The sequence below is a fragment of the Bacillus sp. SH7-1 genome (genome assembly GCF_008042405.1).
GTDB lineage: Bacteria > Bacillota > Bacilli > Bacillales > Bacillaceae_G > Bacillus_A > Bacillus_A thuringiensis_N.
The window spans coordinates 82,478-102,182 of record NZ_QNUD01000017.1 but is presented as its reverse complement, the minus strand read 5'-3'; the positions used below and the strand labels follow the sequence as shown (position 1 = coordinate 102,182).

Here is a 19,705-nt window from a genome sequence, read left to right as displayed (position 1 = left end):
GTTTGTATTAAAATCATTTTAAAACTACAAATAGATGCCTCAAGGCATCTATTTGTCTATAAACAACTATTTTAATTACCTAATCACTCAAGCTTTTCCTTACTAACATTTTCTAACATAATGCCTTTGCTACAGTAAAGGCTTACTTTGTGAAATTTGGTTTTAGGTCACCTGTATACGGTTCATGCTCAACGAAGATTTTGATATCTTTTCCATTCGCATCTTTCCCCATTCTTGTATACGTAAATTTCTCTTTATTTAATTCAGTAAGTTCAAGAACTGCACCGTATTTATTATTTCCTAACGAAACGTGAGCTCTTATTTTATTACCATGTACAACATCAAAGAAACCATAGTCCCCACGACTTTCTCCTGTATTCACATTGAAAAACTCGTATTTATTTGTATTTTTATCATATTTTGCTAGACTGATTAAGTTTGAGTTATATTTTGTTACATTATTACCCTGTTCGTCTAATACCAAGGTTCCGTTCCATAGTGTACTAGATAAAATTTCATCTCCATCAACGTCTGTAACTATTTTACCCGTCGTGCTCTCTAAATTTTTATCAGGTCGCGTGAAAGACAGCTCTTTTTCATGATAAGGAACATGTTCAACAAATACTTCTACATCGTTCCCTTTTGCATCTTTCCCCATTCTTTTATATGTAAATTTCTCCTTATCTAATTGCGTTAATTCAACAACTGCTTGATAATTTTGCGTCTCAGAAATTAACACTCTTTTCTTTCCATCATTGGTTATAAAAAAGGTACCGCTATCATTACGACTCTCTCCTGTATTTGCATTAAAAAATTCATACCTTGCCGTTTTAGCATCATACTTTGCAAGCCCAATGAAATTTTGATTTTCTTTCGTTAAATCATTATGATCTTTGTCATAGACTTTTGTCCCTTGCCAATTTGTTTCACCAAGTATGCTAGCTAATAGTTGCCCTTTCGTTTGTTGAGTTTGCTCAGTTTCTTGTATTGCATTGTATAAAAATTGTGCATACTGTTCACGCGTCACATCCATATTTGGAGCAAAGTTCCCTCCGCCTACTCCTTTTGCAATATTATTTGTTTGAACAGCACTAATTGCATTTCTTGCCCATGAGTTCGTTGAAACATCATTAAAAGTGTGATCACTCTTTGCCTTTAAATGAAAAGCATTTGTAAGAACCTGTGCCATTTCTGCACGTGTTAAGGATGCCTTCGGTCTAAAGTTCCCATGCTCGTCACCCTTAAAAACACCCATTTCTGTTAAAGACAAGATTTCCTTTATATAGCTTGTTGACTCTTCACTTACGTCTCCATATAAGTTCTGATAATTTTTGTCTTCTGCCAGATTAAAATAACGATACAGTAAAGCTGCAACTTGTTCGCGTGTTACGCTATCTCCAAAACCAAATCTCCCATCATCATAGCCAAAAATGATTTTCTCATCTTTTAATTGACGAATCGCCTCATATGCCCAGTGCCCCTGTGGAACATCTTTGAATACACCAGTATGATTCGTTTGTGGTGTAATCTCTTCTGCTTTCACCTCTCCACCTTTTTCAGTTAATAGAACTCCACCTAAAACTGCTGATATGATACATGTTTTTAAAATTGTTTTATTCATAGCTTTCCAATACCTTCCTTCATTTAACAAAAAATCACACCACTTATCTTCCAAAAGAAGATTCTATGTGAGCAATTCATGTTTTAAATTTTGATTACAGCTAATTGGATACAAAGTGTTACACCTTCAAAGTTCTTTTTCGTAGTATCCATAGCTGCTATATAAAAGAATTATAAATAGCAACTATAAACTACCCATAAATAAATTATTAAAAAAAGATAAAATTAAGATAATATATTTTTAATCTCACTCTATAAAAAAACGTTATTCTTTCTCATCTAGCTTGTTAAGAAAGAATAACGTTTTTAATTCTAGGGTCCCTTTTAGCAAAAAGAAGTTTTATTTTATATTGTTGAGTGATAGTAAAATCGCTTAAAAATTAATAAAATCATTTAAAAGATAATATAGTTCTTTAAAAAGATGATTTGAAATTAAATGTTTATTCCATTTTTTTGTTTATGCTATCATGATAAAAGAAAGAATATTCCGAAATAACAAACCGAAATTTGGGCAGAAAAGAGGAAAAGAAATTGAATATTGAGCAACAATTATATGATGTGGTAAAACATTTAATTGAACAAAGATATCCAAATGATTGGGGCGGAGCCGCAGCGATTCGTGTAGAAGATGGAACAATTTATACAAGTGTTGCTCCGGACGTAATAAATGCTTCAACAGAACTTTGTATGGAAACAGGTGCAATTTTAGAAGCTCATAAATTTCAAAAGAAAGTTACACATTCTATTTGTCTTGCACGAGAAAATGAGCATTCTGAATTAAAGATACTCTCGCCTTGTGGTGTATGCCAAGAACGTTTATTTTATTGGGGACCAGAAGTACAGTGCGCGATTACAAATGCTAAACAAAATATTATTTTTAAACCTCTAAAAGAGTTGCAACCATATCATTGGACAGAAGCATATCATGATGAAATGGCAAAAGAATGGAGTACAAGATAGGGGTAATTTCCATTATATTCCTTCTGAAGACAAAAAATTTCACGGCCTTTTCCAAATAAAACATCGGAAAAAGCCGTGACATAATACTTATTTTATAATTGACAGAAGACGACCAAAATTTTTCTTCTTACTTCCCTTCACTCTTCTCTAACACATACAAATCTTCTTCAATATTAGATAGTTTCTCTGTTACAAGCTTTCTAGCATCTCCAATCGCTTGATTGTATGCAAATGGTCCTACTAATTTTATCATTTCTTCTATTAATCGCTCTGCTTGAAAACGTCCGATTTCATCTAGATCTTCTTCAACGAAAAATTGCTGAATTTGTGCTACAAGCTCTTCTTTTTTATCATTTGGTATTTTTATATTCATCATCATTTATTACTCCTCTACATGTAAGATAGTATGTTTCTTAACTCTACCATGGAAAAGCGATTTCCAGGACAAGTTTTTGTAACTCCTTCTAGCTCCCTATGGCCGAGTATATTTTCTTTTTTTATAGCAAACTGCTTCATAAACTTTTTACATACAGAATATAATGCATTCACTTGAGCAGGAGTTGGATCATATTTATCAAAATTACCCGTCATACATATTCCAATTGTATCTCTATTATTATCTTTCGCATGCGCTCCAATATGTAAACCACGTCCTTCGACTACAGTTCCATCTGCTTCGATAAAATAATTATAACCGATCCCGCTCCACCCTCTTACCTTTTGATGAAATTCATGTGTTTGATACACATCCCATCCATCTTCGGATGTGTGGTGGATAATCAGTTTATTTACTTTTTTTAAAGGAACTAATTCATCTTGAAATGTTAAATTAACACATTTAATTTCCATTTGAACGTCCTCCCTTACAAATCAATAATCATCATTGTTTTATCATCTGGTCTTATTCTCTTTTCCCCTTCTAGCTCTTCAATAATTGCTACATATTCATTTATACTATTCTTTCTTATATATGCAACAGTTTGTTCGAGTGGCCAATCTGGGTGGAATAACCCGTCTGAACAAATAAAAATCTCGCTTACTTCATCTATATGTAATTCCCCATGTTGTAAATAATGTATCGCTTCTTTCATTCCATTTGCAACGGAATACCCACCCTGCATATTTGCAAGATAACGATTGTATTTTAACTGTTCTTTCACATCTTGAAAAACATGTTCTTCTGGTACAGATAGCCCTTTTTTACGATCTTCTTCTCTCTTCTTTTTTGCTCGTTTACTAATTCCTTCGACTGTGTCTTTCGTTAATACTCGCATCGTTCCATTTTGAAGTATTGCGACAATCATACAGTCCCCTAACTGTGCATATTTAATTTTCTCACCATCTATTTGAACGGCCGCAATACATGTACACCACAAATGCTCTTTCTTTCTCGTGTCTACTTCATATTCTAACATTTTGCTTTGCAATGCTTCATTTGCTTTTGCAACAGCAACTGGTAAACTATGAGTTTCGCGTAATGAAGCAAAATAACTTGCAAATAAGTGTGAAGCGATGTATGCTCCATTATGTCCCTTTTCATCTCGAAACGGGACGAGCGGTGTTGCGCCATCACATACACCATAAATCTTTTTTTCTTCATTACAAAAATAAGCATCCTCACATTCTTGCTTTAACGGGCTTTTCTGTTGATATGTTTTTATCTTCACAACTGTATCCCCTTTCAAACGATAAAATACTCAAATTCTTTCGATTAATCTAATTTTCCGAAATAAACTGTTTTTACCCAAAACTTTCAATATCATATATAATCTTGAAATAATATGAATTTTTTAGTGAAGGACGGGAAAGAGATGGTCAGATTTCTTGGTGTTATTATTGGTTCTATTATTATTGCGGTTGCCTTTAATCTTTTCCTTATCCCCCACAAAATTTTAAGTAGTGGAATTGGTGGAATTGCTATTATTTTAGGGATTGTAACGCCTGTAAACACAGGTATTATTAACTTTGTATTAAACTTACCTATCCTTATTTTAGGATACATAGGTCTTGGAAAAAAAGTAATTTTTAACACGATTGTCTCTGTTATTGTATTATCTGTTGCATTATACTACGTTCCAGTAAAAGTCGTAGCAACGGATCCACTTTTATCATCTATCTTTGGTGGTGTCATTGCCGGAGCTGGTATCGGTCTTGTTTTTAACTGTAATGGATCCACTGGTGGATTTGATATTATCGGTATGTTGTTGTCTCGCAAACGTGACATTAAACTCGGCGGATTCCTTATTATTTTAAATGCAGTCGTTGTTATTATTGCAGGTTTCTTCTTCACTTGGGATGTTGCTCTTACAAGCTTACTTTCCATTTATGTAACTGGTAAAGTCATCGATGCTATTCATACGAAACATCGAAAGGTTACACTTATGATTGTAACAAATGAAGCAGAAAAAATGAAAAAACAACTTCTTTCAACTGTTGTACGTGGAATTACATTACTTGATGGCGAAGGTGCTTATTCCAGCGAAAAAAAACGTGTACTTATGACAGTCGTTTCTCGTGAAGAATTAGCAAGTATGAAATTAACAATTTCTGAAATTGATCCTCATGCATTCGTTAACATTACCGAAACGGTTGAAGTATTAGGATTGTTTAGAAAAGGTTAAAAAACTAGGTGGATTTCCACCTAGTTTTTATTTTCCATAAATTCAATTCGATTTCCGAACGGATCTGACACATAAAATCTAATTATATCTGGTCGTGCATGATCATCTATTACTTCAATACCTTGCTTTATTAACTCTTGTTTAAATTCATTTATTTTTAAAACATAAAAAGCCGGATGTGCCTTTTTAGCTGGGTTGAAGTTTTGCTCAACTCCGATATGAATCTCTTGAATTCCACACTTAAACCAGCACCCACCACGCTTCTTTAATTCCTCTGGCTTCGGTATTTCCTCCATACCTATTTTATTACCATAAAATTCTCGTGCTTCTTCTTCACACCCTACAGGCGCAGCTACTTGCACATGATCAATCCCTTGAATATAACTTTTCATTTTCTCTCCCCCTCTTCTATCCTAATGTTATAAGGAAAACTCTCGTTTGTAACTTACAAAAGATTTATAAAACAATATAAGCTCTTCTTATTACCACCTTACATTCACTTTGTAAAAAATAAAGAAAACAAAATTTATTCTATAACTTCCATTTTTTATAGAAATACACATTACATCTATATTATAGTTATGAATAGACAAATCTTTTTAGATGCTATTTGTACGGAGGAGCTATTATGAGTCGTAAAAAATATTCATCAACTCAAAGAAAACGTCATCCGAACATTTCTAGACGTTTGCGCAACCATATACAAGATTGTTCATTAACAGAAATGTACGCATCTCTGTTCGAACACAATCCTGATAGTATTATTTCATTAAATTTGGAGGGAGTTATTATACATGCTAATCCTTCTGCCGAAAGAATACTAGGTTACACTTCTTCAGAATTAGAGCGAAAAAGCATTACCTCTATTTTAGAAGCTCATATTTCTGAGCAAGTATTACAATATATAAAAAATACTGAAACAAACAATCAACAAGAGTATATCGTATCTATTTATCACAAAGACGGATATTTATTAGATGTCGTAACAAAATTAGTTCCTATTTTTTCAAAAAAACGTCTAATAGGCGTGTATGCAATTATGAAGCCTATTGAAAAATCAGAAAGAATTGAGAAAATGCTGAAAGAAAGCGAGAAGAGATTACGTACCTTAGTAAACTCCATGCCTGCGTTTGTTATATTTAAAGATCATGAAGGGCGCTGGCTTGAGGCAAATGACTATGCACTTTCTTGCTTCAATTTCCATCATGTACCTTATCACGGGAAAAAAGATAGTGAACTCATTCAATATAATGAAGCGTACCGAGAAGCTTTTTTACATTGTGAAGAAGTCGATGAACTAGCATGGCAACAAAGACAAATCCTTCATGGTGAGGAATTTATTATACATAGAGATGATTCCGATCTCATCTTAAGTATATCGAAAGTTCCACTTTATCATACTGACGGTTCCCGCAAAGGTCTTATCGTGATGGGAAGAGATGTTACTGAGCTAAAAGAAACTGAAAAGTTATTACGAAAATCTGAAAAGCTCGCAGTAGTCGGTCAACTGACAGCTGGAATTGCCCATGAAATTCGAAATCCACTCACTTCTCTAAAAGGTTTTCTAACATTGCTACTCCCTGAAATAAATGAAGAGCAGAAATGGTATGTCGATGTTATGTTAAGTGAAATTTCACAGATGGAATCTATCACGAGTCAATTTATGGCGATGTCTAAACCACAAGTATTATCTATTCAAACGTGCAACATACAAACTTTAATTGAAGAGGTAGTTACATTTATTTTACCGACTGCTATTATGCACAGCGTTCATATTATTATGGATCATTTTGATTACGTATATGATATCCAATGTGACGGTAACCAATTAAAACAAGTTTTTATAAATATATTAAAAAATGCGATCGAATCAATGCCAAATGGTGGAAATATTTTCATCCAAACAAAACCATTAGAAGATAATTTCATCTTCATACGTATTATCGATGAAGGTTGTGGTATCCCAGAAGATCGTATCTCCCGTTTAGGCGAACCATTTTATAGTTTAAAAGAAAAAGGAACAGGGCTAGGATTAATGATGTGTTACAAAATAATTGAAGAACATCATGGTAAATTACACATTTCAAGTGAATTAAATAAAGGTACAATCGTTGATATTCAACTACCACTCTCTTCATCTCACCTTACAATCTAGTCTTAAATAATAAAAGAAGCATCAGCTAAAAATTGGCAGATGCTTCTTTTATTATTTGTACTTATAGAACTATTTTACCATACCATTCTTTTGCTTTTTCTACTTCACCCATCGTTAATTGATGACCTCTATTTTCCCAATGCATTGTTACATTAGCGTTTGCATTTTCTAATAGTCCCTTCAATTCCTCTGACTCAGCTGATGAACAAATCGGATCATTTGTCCCAGCAGCAATAAACACGGATTTTCCTGCTAAATTAGGTAATTGCATTCCTCTTCTAGGCACCATTGGGTGGTGAAGCACAGCACCTTTTAATGCATTTTCGTAATGGAATAATAAGCTTGCAGCAATGTTTGCTCCATTTGAATAACCGATAGCTACAATGTTATTTCTATCAAATTCATATGTTTTTGCAGCTTCATCTAAAAACTCATTTAATTCCTTCGTACGGAAAATCAAGTCCTCTTCATCAAAAATGCCTTCTGCCAATCTACGGAAGAAACGTGGCATGCCATTTTCTAATACACTTCCCCTAACACTTAATACAGATGCTTCCGGATCAACTATTTCTGCAAGTGGTAATAAATCTAATTCATTACCACCTGTGCCATGAAGTAATAATAACACTGGTTTTGACGTATCTTTTCCTTTTTGAAAAACATGTTTCATCATAATCCTTTTCCCCTTTCAATCACTTTAATCTAAATTTCTCACTTCAAATGGTAAAAGCGTTTGTTCAATCTGTTTTCTATGTTGTTCATATTGTTCCGGTAACTTTAATTCCTCACCCATCGTCTCTAACGATTCATCATGAGCGAAACCAGGAGGATCTGTTGCAATTTCAAATAAAATTTCGCCGTGTTCTCTAAAATAAATTGCGTTAAAATAATTTCGATCTTGTACAGGAGTTACGTGGTATCCAAAACGGGACACATGCTCTTTCCAGTCTAGCTGATCAGCATCGTCACTCGCTCTCCAAGCAATATGATGTACTGTACCAACACCCATTTGGCCACGACCGATTGTTGATAATTTTAAATCAACAATGTTTCCAATATCAGCAGAAGAACGGAATCGAACGAATTCCCCCTCTTCTCCAACTTTCTCAAGACCCATAACATGCTCTAACAGTTCAGCTGTTTTTTGAGGCTGTGCCGATAAAAGAACCGCACCGCCAAATCCTTTAATTGCTACTTCTGGCGTAACTTCTCCAAAAGTCCAATTATTTAATTCACCCTCTTCTCTTTCTACTAATTCTATATGCAAACCATGTGGATCATCAAATTCTAAATACTGCTCTCCAAATCGAGTCATTTTTGTATACGAAACATCGAATTTTTCTAATCTATTTTCCCAAAATTCCATTGCCCCTTTTGGTACAACATAAGAAGTGATTCCTACTTGACCGTCACCAATAACTCCTTGACGAGCACCTGCCCATGGGAAAAACGTAATAATTGTTCCAGGCTTTCCTCCTTCATTACCAAAATAAAGATGGTACGTACCTGGATCATCAAAATTTACTGTTTGTTTCACTAAACGTAAACCTAATACACCAGCATAAAAATCTACATTTTCTTGTGGATGTCCTACAATTGCTGTAATGTGATGGATCCCCATTGTTTTCTTTTCCATTTCGTTCACTCCTTTTTAGTCCTTTATAAAAATTTTTATACATTAAAACTCATTATTCATTTTGTCCATACTGCATAGTAAAATCCGTCATGATAATTTTATCTCGAATTCGAGATATTAATTATAAAATTACACATTAACTTCCAACTTATCAAATTATCTCAAATTCGAGGTAATTCCCAAAAAATATTTACTCCATTTGAAATCTTTATTCAAAGCACAAATTACTTTGTATTCAAATTTATTATAAGTTACTTACTTTTAGTTGTCAACAAGTTCCTTATTTTCATTTTAAATAAAAAGAGAGTAAACGCCAGTTTCGTTTACTCTCTTCACTAATTATTTCGTTTCTTCTTCCAGTACTGCTTCCATCTCATTAAATTCACGATAAATAGCTTTAACTGGTTCTTTCGTTAATAAACTCACAACAATAACAGCTAATAAACTACAGAAGAATCCAGGTACCATTTCATACATAGTCGCTTTTAAACTTGGAATTTGTACCCAAGTAATTACAACTACCGCACCTACAAGCATACCAGCAAGAACGCCCCATTTATTCGTTCTCTTCCAATATAAACTTAATAAAATAGCGGGGCCGAATGCTGAACCAAATCCTGCCCAAGCATACCCAACAAGCATTAAAATTGTATCACTTGGATGATACGCTAAAACAACTGCAATCATAGCTACTATTAATACTGACAGTCTACCGATAAACACAAGTTCTTTGTCACTTGCGTTACGACGGAAGAATGTTTTATAGAAATCTTCCGTTACTGCACTTGAAATAACAAGTAATTGCGAGGAAATACTACTCATAATCGAAGCCAAGATAGCTGATAATAAAAATCCAGTAATGTACGGATGGAATAAAATATTTGAGAATGTTACAAAGACCATTTCTGGGTCTTGTAATGTCGTATTATTTTTAGCGTAATAAGCAATACCGACCAGGCCAGTAAGCATTGCACCTATAATCGAAATCGTCATCCAACCAATACCGATTCTACGAGAAGTTTTCAAATCTTTAATAGAGGTAATTGCCATAAAGCGGACAATAATATGTGGTTGACCAAAATACCCAAGACCCCATGCTAAAAATGAAATAATACCAAGTATTGTAGTCCCTTTAAACATATCTAAATGCGATACATCAACTTGCTTAATTGTATTGAATGTTTCTGTTACACCACCGACATCTGTAAAAGCTACAATTGGAACTAATACAAGAGCAATAAACATAATACAACCTTGCACAAAGTCGGTCCAACTTACTGCTAAAAAGCCACCGAATAGTGTATAAGCAACAACGACACCTACAGTTACAAATAAACCAATTTTATAATCAAGGTTAAAAGAATTTTCAAACAAACGTCCACCTGAAACTAAACCAGCCGACGCATAAAATGTGAAAAATACTAAAATGACGATAGCGGAGACAAAACGAAGTATTTTCGTACGATCTTTAAACCGATTCTCTAAAAAATCCGGAATCGTAATTGAATCATTTGCCACTTCTGTATACGTTCGCAAACGCGGGGCCAAAATTAAATAGTTTGCATAAGCACCTATTAATAAACCTATCGCAATCCATACACTTGATAATCCTGTTGCATACATTGCACCAGGTAATCCCATTAGCATCCAACCACTCATGTCAGAAGCACCAGCTGATAAAGCTGTAACTGCTGGACCGAGTCCCCTTCCACCTAACATATAATCTGATAAATCGGATGTCTTCTTATAAGACCAATAACCGATATACAACATACCTGCCATATAAATAGCAAGCGAAACCATAATTTCAATCTTCACCAAATCTCTCCCTTAGTTACATAAGCCATTCAAAATTTCGAAAAATGACTTTTTCTATTTTCTTGTTTTCGCTTATGGTTCCCTACCTTAACAAACATTTTTTGTTCTTTCAAGTGAACAGGTGCTTTTTACTACATGTGAGAACCTTTATAAACGCCTTTATCCCAGTGGATTACCCGGTTTTCGAAAGGAATTAAAGTAAAAATGTTCAGGAAATAAACAATGCTTTTTCACACCTTATTTTCATTTGTTTATCTGACAAATTTCCAAAAGAAAAAGCCATACAAATATATGGCTTTTAGCTTATTGGCATCGTAATTTTCTCTTTCTCTACATATACTTTACGAAATTTTATATAGCAGCCAATACGCCAAGGTACTATATAACAAACCGCAAGGGTGTAGAAAAGAATGCCAATTGACTTTGGATCTAAACCTTGTAAATGTCTTCTAAAATAAGCACGTAAAAGGACAATAATTAAAAATGTAGCAATAAAAGCAATACTTTTTTTCGCATAAATTTGACCATCTTCTCTCACTTCATATCCAGTTAAAATAATAAGTGGAATTGATAATAACAATCCAATCCCAGCAGCTACCCCAATTTGCCAATCAGCAAGTTGTATCGGTGCCGCATATAAAGAAAAACCTGGTAATAAAAAGAATAATGGAAATAATAGTCGTCTTCCTTTATTTTTAATTGGTCGATTCATGGAACGCATACGTCCAAATATAACGAGTCCTATGACGAGTAAAAAAATTGTAATACTGTACGAACCTTGATCCAAGTGAATCTCTCCCTAAAAATAGTCATTTTTAAAAACCTTTCCCATTATACTCTTAATATTTTCTAAAGAATATGATTATTCCTTCAAAAAATTTTACATATAAAATATATTTTTAGGTTTGATTTATTATAGGAAACAATTCTGAAAGAGGTACCACCCGCCCCACCTCATCTTTAAACACAATATGCGCTCTCGTTAAATAACGCGGGCTCTTTACTCCCGCTGCTGCTGCAAGTGAGAACAAACTATATCTCATACTAACAACATAATTCATTACGCGCCATTTCTTCTCATACGGGTCTAGCGCTTTTTGATAGTGCGGATTCGTCGTGGCAACTCCAGATGGACATTGTCCGGAATTACACTGAAGCGCCATTATACAGCCACTTGCCATCATAAAACCACGTGCTGAATTTACAGCATCTGCACCAATCGCTAAAGCAATCGCCACTTTATCTGGTGTAATTAATTTCCCCGAGGCAAACACTTTGAATTTATCCCGAACATCATAATAATTCGCTGTATCAATACACGTCAGTAATGCTGGAATAAGCGGCATCCCCATACTATCTGCCATCGATTTATATGTTGCTCCTGATCCACCTTCTGAACCGTCAATTGTAATAAAATCCGGATAGATATTTAACTCTTTCATCGTTTTAAATAAATCTTCCAACGGCTGCTGCTGTCCGATTACAATTTTCATACCGATTGGTTTACCGCCAGTTTCTTGCAAACGCTGAATAAAATAAAGTGTATCTGCTACATTATTCAAAAATGAAAATCGATTCGGTGAATTAATTGTCTCTCCTACTCGTACATTCCGAACAGAAGCAATTTTCTCATTTACTTTTTGCCCCTCTAAATGACCACCACGTATTTTCGCACCCTGCCCAAATTTCAATTCGAATGCTTTAATATTACTTTCTTTCGCTTTCTCCATAAATTTCTCCATTGAAAAATTACCATCCTCATCACGGTATCCAAATAACCCTGGACCAATTTGCGCAACGATATTCGCACCTGTATGTAAATGTTCTGGAATAACGCCACCTTCTCCAGTATTAATCCACGAACCGCCAGCCATTTTCGCACCAAAGCCACTCGCTAAAATATAATTTTCACCAATCGCACCGTAAGAAGTTGCTGATGCTCCAAACATGCCATACAGTTTCCATGGATATTTACGATTTTCACCGACGATAATTGCATCGTCTTCTTCGTATAACCAAAGATTCGTTTTATCCGCTGTCAATTTTTCTCTCCGTGAAAATAACCCTTCTTTATGAATCACATACTTTTTCCCTTCACGTTCTTGCGTTACATTCACACTTAATTCCTCTGTTAATACCGGAAACAGCGTATTAGCAATATAATAACCAGATGCTTCAAAGTCTCGTTTCGACCCAAAACCAAGTATTTCAGAGCGATACTTCGCTAAAAACATAACACTTTGAAAGTCGTAACGCGAAAAAGGTTTTCCGTCCGTATCGTGATCAAACCAATATTGCCGGAATTCCGGTCCTATTTTTTCCAGTAAGTAGCGCATTCTTCCTAGGTATGGATGGAGTTTTAAAATAGAATGATGCGTCCGTTTTTTAATGAAAAACGTAATAATAAAAAAAATAATTAATAGTAGCATCAATAAGAGCAATATACTAATAATAACGAGTAGCGTTTCACTCATCCCGCTTCCTCCTATGAAATTCCATAATAAAAGGAGAACACTTCATGTGTTCTCCTTTTATCTTTATTCAAATTAATGTAGCAAGATGCTTTTTCGCGTCATATTCAACTAAACTTTTAGCATGTTTAATTCGATGAACAAAATCTGGATTAGCAATTAACGGTCTTCCGAATGCAGCTACGTCAATTGTTCCTTCTTGCAATGCTTCTTCTGCCTCTTTCGGATTTAAATTACCAACCCCAACAATCGTACCATCCCAATGTTTTCTTACTAATTGATGAAAATTCTTTCCGTCAGCAATAACTGCCGTATAATTCATCGTTGAAGGGTGAATCATCGTTAATCCAACTTCTTTGAACATATTTACAAACGTTTCAATTGCAAGCTCAGGGTTTTCCCACATATAAGTAGGATTATCACCTTTAAAGGCAGAGAAACGAAGAAGTGTTTTATCAGCTCCAACTGCTTCTATTACAGCCTCAGCTACTTCTTTCATAAACGTTAACCTTTGTTTTAAGTCACCGCCGTATTTATCAGTACGCTTATTTGCAAAATCATAAGTAAATTGGTCGATTAAATATCCGTGTGCGCCGTGAATTTCTACTCCATCAAATCCAGCTTCAATTGCATTCCTCGCGGCTTGTGCGTATTGACCGATGACTTCTTCTATTTCTTCTAACGTCATTGCTTCTGGCGTATCGAACGGTTTACGAAAACGCGGAACATTTCCCTCTGCAGCGATAGCAGACGGTGCTTGCGGCAATTGCCCACCAATTATTTCGTGATGACTCATACGTCCAACATGCCATATTTGAGCGATAATCGTTCCACCTTCTTTATGTACTGCCTCTGTAACAGGCTTCCACGAATCGATTTGTTCTTGTGTATAAATTCCTGGTACTCCCGGATTCCCTTTCGCTCTTGGACTAATGACAATTCCTTCTGTAATAATGAATCCAACTCCGTCAGCAGCACGCTTTCTATAGTATTCCACTACATCAGCACCCACTGCTCCAGTCTCATTGTCCGCAAAACATCTCGTCATCGGTGCCATTGCTATACGATTACGAAGAGACCATGATCCAATTTGAATCGGATTAAACAACTTCGTTTCTTCAATATTTTCAAAAGATCCCCAAACGTTTATATTTGTTCCTTCATAAATACTTGCCGCTTTATCATTTGAACTTGTCATGTTTCTTCCCCCTAAAAAATTATTACTATAAACGCATCATACTTACTTTTAGATAGTAACGTCAATTTATACGCCTTTATCATCAAACATTCGAATATCAAAAAGCAGAATGATACAAATAAAAAAAGGTTTCCTAGGAAGGAAACCTTTTTAGTTTACCGTATATGGATGATAACTCGTTTATCTCTTTTATATAAAGAAAATAAACAATTATTATCTCTTCACATATAAAAAAACTTTAACAATAGAAGTGGGAGTGGTTCAGTATTCTTCTAAAAATAATAACTTATAAACCTAATACAATGAAAGCCCTACCTCTCTTTCATCCTTACGGCTCCTCGTCCGTGCCAGTGTGAATCAGGATTGCAAAATCAAGTAACTATTCTATCGAAGTGTTTAATTAAACTTCGAACATTCGTAAAGAGTTAAAAAATAAAAATGGATTTTATTGTAGTAATAACAAAAGAGGTTAATGCTCTAAAAGTGGTTTGAAAGAGTTGAATGTCTTTGAAATGATTAATTTTCTATAATTATGTTCCCAAAAAATTCAAAATCTTTTTTGGGATGTAATACATTATTTGTAATGAATCTTAACAAAAGCTTTTTATTTGACTTTCTGTGATACCTTCAATTAATCCCAGTTCACTAATCAAAAATTCGTGTGCGTTATCTAACATTTTCTTTTCGCTTGCATTAAGTGCTTTTTCTTTCTGCATACGTAATAAATCACGTACAACTTCAGCACCTTCTTGTATTTTACCCGTCTTTATTTTATCAGTGTTCAATTTATACCTTTGTTTCCACGTAAGTAATCTATCAGATTCTCCATGTTGAAAAATATCCAATATGTGTGCTATTGCCGTTATATCCGTGACTGGTCGTATATTTGAACTCAATATTCTTCCTGCCGGAATCATTACTTCCATATTACTACCCGACATTTTTATAACATAATACTGTTGTTTTTCTCCTGCGATTTCCTTCTCTTCTACGGCTTTAATTATACCTGCTCCGTGCATTGGATAAACAATGTTATCGCCAATTTGAAACAAATAATCCACCTCCATATATGGTAACCTTCTCAATCTTAACACACAATCACTTTTTTAGCAAAATTTTTATTTTATCACAAAATTATTTTTCATGTCAATCCTTTCGAACTATGAAAATAAATTTGTAAAATATCACTAAAAACCCGCAATCTTATTAACTTTTCCACACCTATATACATTTTAATTTTATCTTCTCTTTTAACATAAAAACACATTACTACATATGAGTAGTAATGTGTTTTTTATACGGAATCGGTAAACATTACCGATTAATTCCACACCTATATACTAACCTGCTTACGGACTGTCTCTCTCGCTAAAAGAAAACTCATAATCACTTGCGCGGCTACTCGACTCGTCATATCCCTAAAATCAAGTGTTGGATCAATCTCTACAATATCCATCCCTTGAACGAGTGGTTCTTTACCAAGAAATTCAATCGCATCAAGTAAAGTCGTACTATCCATTCCACCAGGACCAATTGCTGGACAACCTGGTGCAAATGCTTGATCTAGTACATCCATATCAAGAGAAATGTAAATAGAAGTCACGCCTTGCTTTCTTAATACTTCAATACTTTCCGTCATAATATCTTTGATTTCTCGCTCTCGTACATCTTTCATTGTATACACTGTCACGCCATTTTCTTTTGCATATTCATGGTACGCTCGCGCATTTGAAAAATTACGAATTCCGATTTGAACGAGTTGTTTTCCTGTAATGACACCATTTTCTAGTAAACTACGGAACGGTGTACCATTTGATGGGCCACCATCATCTAAATTACGTAAATCATGATGGGCATCAAATTGAATAATCCCGACCTTTCCTTTACTGTTTGCAAATCCTGTTATACTCGGAAAACTAATCGAGTGATCCCCGCCAAGAACGATTGGTATCATGTTCGGATTCACTTTCGTTACATGACCAACTGTTTTCGCAATTCGGTTATGACTTTCTTTTATATCCGTCACATGCATCGTAATATCGCCGCAATCATATAAGACACTTTCCTTCATATCATGTTCTTCTGTAATTGCGTACGTGCTATATGCATCTAACATCGCACGAATTGTTTTTGGAGCAAAGCTCGCTCCTGAATGACTAATAGATGGTTTAGAAAGGGGTGCTCCAATTACGGCAGCACCGAATATTTCCACGCCTTCCTCCCAATCTTTAATCATTTCACTCCATTTCGTCACTTCACGATCGATAAACTTTGCATTCTTCTTTAAATAGTGGCCGTGCTCCACGATTGTTCACCTCTTGTATATGCGATATTACCATTCTTCCATACTGTATTTACATGACTTACGCCGTAATGATACGGTACGTAAGCATAATTGTAAGCATCCCATAAAACTAAATCTGCCTTGCGACCAACTCTAATTTTCCCAGCTACGTCACCACGATTAATTGCGTAAGAAGAGTTAACTGTTACCGCGTTCCAAACTTCTTCTGGTGTCATTTTCAGCTTGAGCATTGCGATGCTCATAATAAGTTGAATATTTTCAGTTGGACAGCTACCTGGGTTAAAGTCTGTAGCTAACGCAACAGCGACACCTTCATCAATCATTTTACGTCCACGAGCAAAGCTTTCTTTATTTAAATAGAAAGTTGTCCCTGGTAATAAAGTAGCTACCGTATTAGATTTTGCAAGCATTTCAATTCCTTTATCAGAAGCCCCAACCAAATGGTCTGCTGATGCTGCACCAATTTCAGCCGCTGCTTCCGCACCACCAAGAGGGTCGATTTCATCTGCGTGAATTTTCACATCAAAGCCAAGCTCTTTCGCTTTTAATAAAAACTCTTTCGACTCTTCGACAGAGAACACGCCTGTTTCGCAGAAAATATCAACGAATTCAGCTAATTGCTTCTCTTTCATTTCTGGTAGTAGGTCTAACATCCATTGTAAAAATTCTTTCGATCTACCTTTATACTCTTTCGGAACTGCATGAGCACCTAAAAATGTAGAAACTAAATCGATTGCATGCTCTTTTTGTAATTGTGCAGTTGCCTCTAATTGCTTCCATTCCGTCTCATCATCTAATCCGTAACCACTCTTCGCTTCTACAGTTGTAACTCCGAAAGATAGCATACGGTCTAAATGGAATTTCGCTTTTTGAACAAGTTCTTCTTTCGACGCCTGTTTCGTTGCATTTACAGTTGAAAGAATACCTCCGCCTTGTTCTAAAATTTCTAAGTACGGAACTCCTTGTAATTTTAGTGCAATTTCATTTTCACGAGATCCACCAAATACAAGATGAGTATGTGGATCAACAAGACCAGGAGAAACCATTTTCCCGCCGCAATCAATAACTTCTTTCGCTTGTAATCCCTTTACTTCTTCCGCTGTTCCAACGAAAGTAATTACGCCATTTTCAATTCCAACCGCACCGTTTTCGATAACAGGAAGCGTGTTCATCGCTTCCCGTCTTAACAAGCCATCTTCTTGATCCATTGTTAGTAATTGACCGATATTTATTAGTAAAGTGTCCAGCATGTTTTCTCCTCCTTATTTCATCATCGGAATGTTAACGCCTTTTTCTTTCGCAGTTTCCACAGCTAAGTCATATCCTGCATCAACGTGACGAACAACACCCATACCAGGGTCAGAAGTTAATACGCGCTCAATACGTTTTGCTGCTGCTTCTGTTCCATCTGCAACGATAACCATTCCAGCGTGAAGTGAATAACCCATACCAACGCCACCACCGTGGTGAACCGATACCCAGCTTGCACCGTTTACACTGTTAATTAATGCATTTAAAATTGGCCAGTCTGCTACTGCATCACTACCGTCTTTCATCGATTCTGTTTCACGGTTTGGAGATGCTACTGATCCGCAATCTAAATGGTCACGACCGATAACGATTGGTGCTGATAATTCACCATTTGCAACCATTTCATTAATGATGCGACCAAATTTCGCGCGCTCACCGTAACCTAACCAACAAATACGTGATGGAAGACCTTGGAACTCAACTTGCTGACGTGCCATACGAATCCAGTTACATAAATGCTCATTGTCAGCGAATTCACGTAAAATTACTTCGTCTGTTTTATAAATATCTTCTGGATCACCAGAAAGTGCTACCCAGCGGAACGGTCCTTTTCCTTCGCAGAATAATGGACGGATAAATGCTGGAACGAATCCTGGGAAATCGAATGCATTTTTCAAACCTTCATCGAAAGCAACTTGACGAATGTTATTTCCGTAATCAAATGTAATTGCGCCTTTTGCTTGCATTGCAAGCATTGCTTCCACATGTTTTGTCATACTTTCTTTTGATAATTGTACGTAACGTTCTGGATCTTCTTCACGAAGTTTTGCTGCTTCTTCTAACGTGTAACCTACTGGAATATAGCCGTTTAATGGATCATGAGCAGAGGTTTGGTCCGTAACTAAATCTGGCGTAATATTACGTTTCACTAGTTCTGGTAAAATCTCTGCCGCATTTCCTAATAAGCCAATAGAAATCGGTTCTTTCTTCTCTTTATACTCATTCGCAACAGTTAACGCTTCTTCTAACGATTCTGTATACATATCACAGTATCTCTTTTCAATACGACGATCGATGCTGCGCTTATCAACGTCAATAGCAATAACAACACCGCCATTCATCGTTACAGCAAGAGGTTGTGCACCACCCATACCACCTAAACCAGCAGTAAGTGTTAATGTACCTTTTAATGAACCATCGAAATGTTGACGTGCCGCTTCTCCAAACGTTTCATATGTTCCTTGTAAAATACCTTGTGTTCCAATATAAATCCAGCTACCTGCTGTCATTTGTCCGTACATCATAAGACCTTTTTTCTCTAGTTCACGGAAGTGATCCCAGTTCGCCCACTTCGGTACTAAGTTTGAGTTCGCTAAAAGTACGCGAGGTGCATCTTCATGTGATTTAAAGATTGCAACTGGTTTTCCTGATTGAACAAGTAATGTTTCATCGCTTTCTAACGTTTTTAATGAATCTACAATCGCCTGATAGCTTTCCCAGTTACGAGCTGCACGGCCAATTCCACCATATACAACTAATTCTTCTGGTTTTTCAGCAACTTCCGGATCTAAATTGTTCATTAACATACGAAGTGCTGCTTCTTGAACCCACCCTTTCGTTTGTAACTCCGTACCTCTTGCCGCGCGAATTGTTTGTTGTACTTTTTCCAT

General features: G+C 35.6%; 18 protein-coding genes. 3 read left to right on the top strand and 15 right to left on the bottom strand.

Annotation, left to right across the window (positions count from 1 at the left end; genetic code table 11):
- Positions 1 to 142 precede the first annotated feature (142 nt).
- Positions 143 to 1,621, bottom strand: a complete 1,479-nt coding sequence (locus DN390_RS16440; protein ID WP_060633171.1) for a DUF4822 domain-containing protein — start codon at positions 1,619 to 1,621, stop codon at positions 143 to 145.
- Positions 1,622 to 2,151: 530 nt separating this feature from the next.
- On the opposite strand from DN390_RS16440, the gene DN390_RS16435 reads away from it, so the two are divergent.
- Positions 2,152 to 2,580, top strand: coding sequence for a cytidine deaminase (locus tag DN390_RS16435; protein ID WP_147807841.1), 429 nt, complete (start codon positions 2,152 to 2,154; stop codon positions 2,578 to 2,580).
- A 127-nt stretch (positions 2,581 to 2,707) separates the two neighbouring features.
- Here the strand turns inward: DN390_RS16435 and DN390_RS16430 are convergent, their stop codons facing one another.
- Genes DN390_RS16430 through DN390_RS16420 form a run of 3 tightly spaced genes read right to left on the bottom strand, consistent with a single transcriptional unit; the run spans position 2,708 to position 4,265 of the window.
- A complete protein-coding gene (locus tag DN390_RS16430; RefSeq protein WP_001983516.1) occupies positions 2,708 to 2,959 on the bottom strand; it encodes a DUF2164 domain-containing protein in 252 nt (83 codons plus the stop codon).
- Between the two features lie 11 nt (positions 2,960 to 2,970).
- Complete coding sequence (locus DN390_RS16425) at positions 2,971 to 3,429, bottom strand: peptidoglycan recognition protein family protein (RefSeq protein ID WP_147807840.1); 459 nt, start codon at positions 3,427 to 3,429, stop codon at positions 2,971 to 2,973.
- Positions 3,430 to 3,443: 14 nt separating this feature from the next.
- On the bottom strand, positions 3,444 to 4,265 hold the full coding sequence (locus tag DN390_RS16420) for a protein phosphatase 2C domain-containing protein (RefSeq protein ID WP_147807839.1): 822 nt from the start codon (positions 4,263 to 4,265) through the stop codon (positions 3,444 to 3,446).
- A 126-nt stretch (positions 4,266 to 4,391) separates the two neighbouring features.
- Here DN390_RS16420 and DN390_RS16415 point away from each other — a divergent pair, with 126 nt between their 5' ends.
- Entirely contained in the window at positions 4,392 to 5,201 is an 810-nt protein-coding gene (locus DN390_RS16415) for a YitT family protein (protein WP_147807838.1), read from the top strand.
- Positions 5,202 to 5,221: 20 nt separating this feature from the next.
- Here the strand turns inward: DN390_RS16415 and DN390_RS16410 are convergent, their stop codons facing one another.
- Positions 5,222 to 5,593 (bottom strand): VOC family protein, encoded by a 372-nt coding sequence (locus DN390_RS16410; RefSeq protein WP_060631849.1) that lies wholly within the window; start codon positions 5,591 to 5,593, stop codon positions 5,222 to 5,224.
- Positions 5,594 to 5,829: 236 nt separating this feature from the next.
- Between DN390_RS16410 and DN390_RS16400 the strand changes: the two genes are divergently transcribed.
- A complete protein-coding gene (locus DN390_RS16400; RefSeq protein ID WP_060631850.1) occupies positions 5,830 to 7,356 on the top strand; it encodes a BA3702 family sensor histidine kinase in 1,527 nt (508 codons plus the stop codon).
- A gap of 61 nt (positions 7,357 to 7,417) precedes the next feature.
- Here DN390_RS16400 and DN390_RS16395 read toward each other — a convergent pair whose 3' ends face one another.
- The 10 genes from DN390_RS16395 to hutU all read right to left on the bottom strand — a co-directional run bounded on the left by DN390_RS16395 (position 7,418) and on the right by hutU (position 19,705).
- Positions 7,418 to 8,029, bottom strand: coding sequence for an alpha/beta hydrolase (locus tag DN390_RS16395; RefSeq protein ID WP_060631851.1), 612 nt, complete (start codon positions 8,027 to 8,029; stop codon positions 7,418 to 7,420).
- 24 nt (positions 8,030 to 8,053) lie between these two features.
- Positions 8,054 to 8,992 carry a ring-cleaving dioxygenase gene (locus tag DN390_RS16390; protein ID WP_147807837.1) on the bottom strand — a complete coding sequence of 313 codons (939 nt, stop codon included), beginning with the start codon at positions 8,990 to 8,992 and terminating at the stop codon, positions 8,054 to 8,056.
- 339 nt (positions 8,993 to 9,331) lie between these two features.
- On the bottom strand, positions 9,332 to 10,810 hold the full coding sequence (gene putP, locus DN390_RS16385; protein ID WP_147807836.1) for a sodium/proline symporter PutP: 1,479 nt from the start codon (positions 10,808 to 10,810) through the stop codon (positions 9,332 to 9,334).
- A gap of 298 nt (positions 10,811 to 11,108) precedes the next feature.
- Complete coding sequence (locus DN390_RS16380) at positions 11,109 to 11,597, bottom strand: cytochrome c biogenesis protein CcdC (RefSeq protein WP_147807835.1); 489 nt, start codon at positions 11,595 to 11,597, stop codon at positions 11,109 to 11,111.
- Between the two features lie 112 nt (positions 11,598 to 11,709).
- Positions 11,710 to 13,284: an FMN-binding glutamate synthase family protein gene (locus DN390_RS16375; RefSeq protein WP_147807834.1), complete on the bottom strand. Its 1,575-nt coding sequence runs from the start codon at positions 13,282 to 13,284 to the stop codon at positions 11,710 to 11,712.
- Between the two features lie 67 nt (positions 13,285 to 13,351).
- Positions 13,352 to 14,479, bottom strand: a complete 1,128-nt coding sequence (locus DN390_RS16370) for an alkene reductase (protein WP_147807833.1) — start codon at positions 14,477 to 14,479, stop codon at positions 13,352 to 13,354.
- 590 nt (positions 14,480 to 15,069) lie between these two features.
- Entirely contained in the window at positions 15,070 to 15,531 is a 462-nt protein-coding gene (locus DN390_RS16365) for a CarD family transcriptional regulator (protein WP_176225740.1), read from the bottom strand.
- A 281-nt stretch (positions 15,532 to 15,812) separates the two neighbouring features.
- On the bottom strand, positions 15,813 to 16,784 hold the full coding sequence (gene hutG, locus DN390_RS16360; RefSeq protein ID WP_147807832.1) for a formimidoylglutamase: 972 nt from the start codon (positions 16,782 to 16,784) through the stop codon (positions 15,813 to 15,815).
- The gene (hutI, locus tag DN390_RS16355; RefSeq protein ID WP_147807831.1) at positions 16,763 to 18,034 is read right to left on the bottom strand and encodes an imidazolonepropionase; all 1,272 of its coding nucleotides are present in this window, start codon (positions 18,032 to 18,034) and stop codon (positions 16,763 to 16,765) included. The genes hutG and hutI overlap by 22 nt, the downstream gene beginning before the upstream one ends.
- Positions 18,035 to 18,046: 12 nt before the next feature.
- Positions 18,047 to 19,705, bottom strand: a complete 1,659-nt coding sequence (gene hutU / locus DN390_RS16350; RefSeq protein WP_147807830.1) for a urocanate hydratase — start codon at positions 19,703 to 19,705, stop codon at positions 18,047 to 18,049.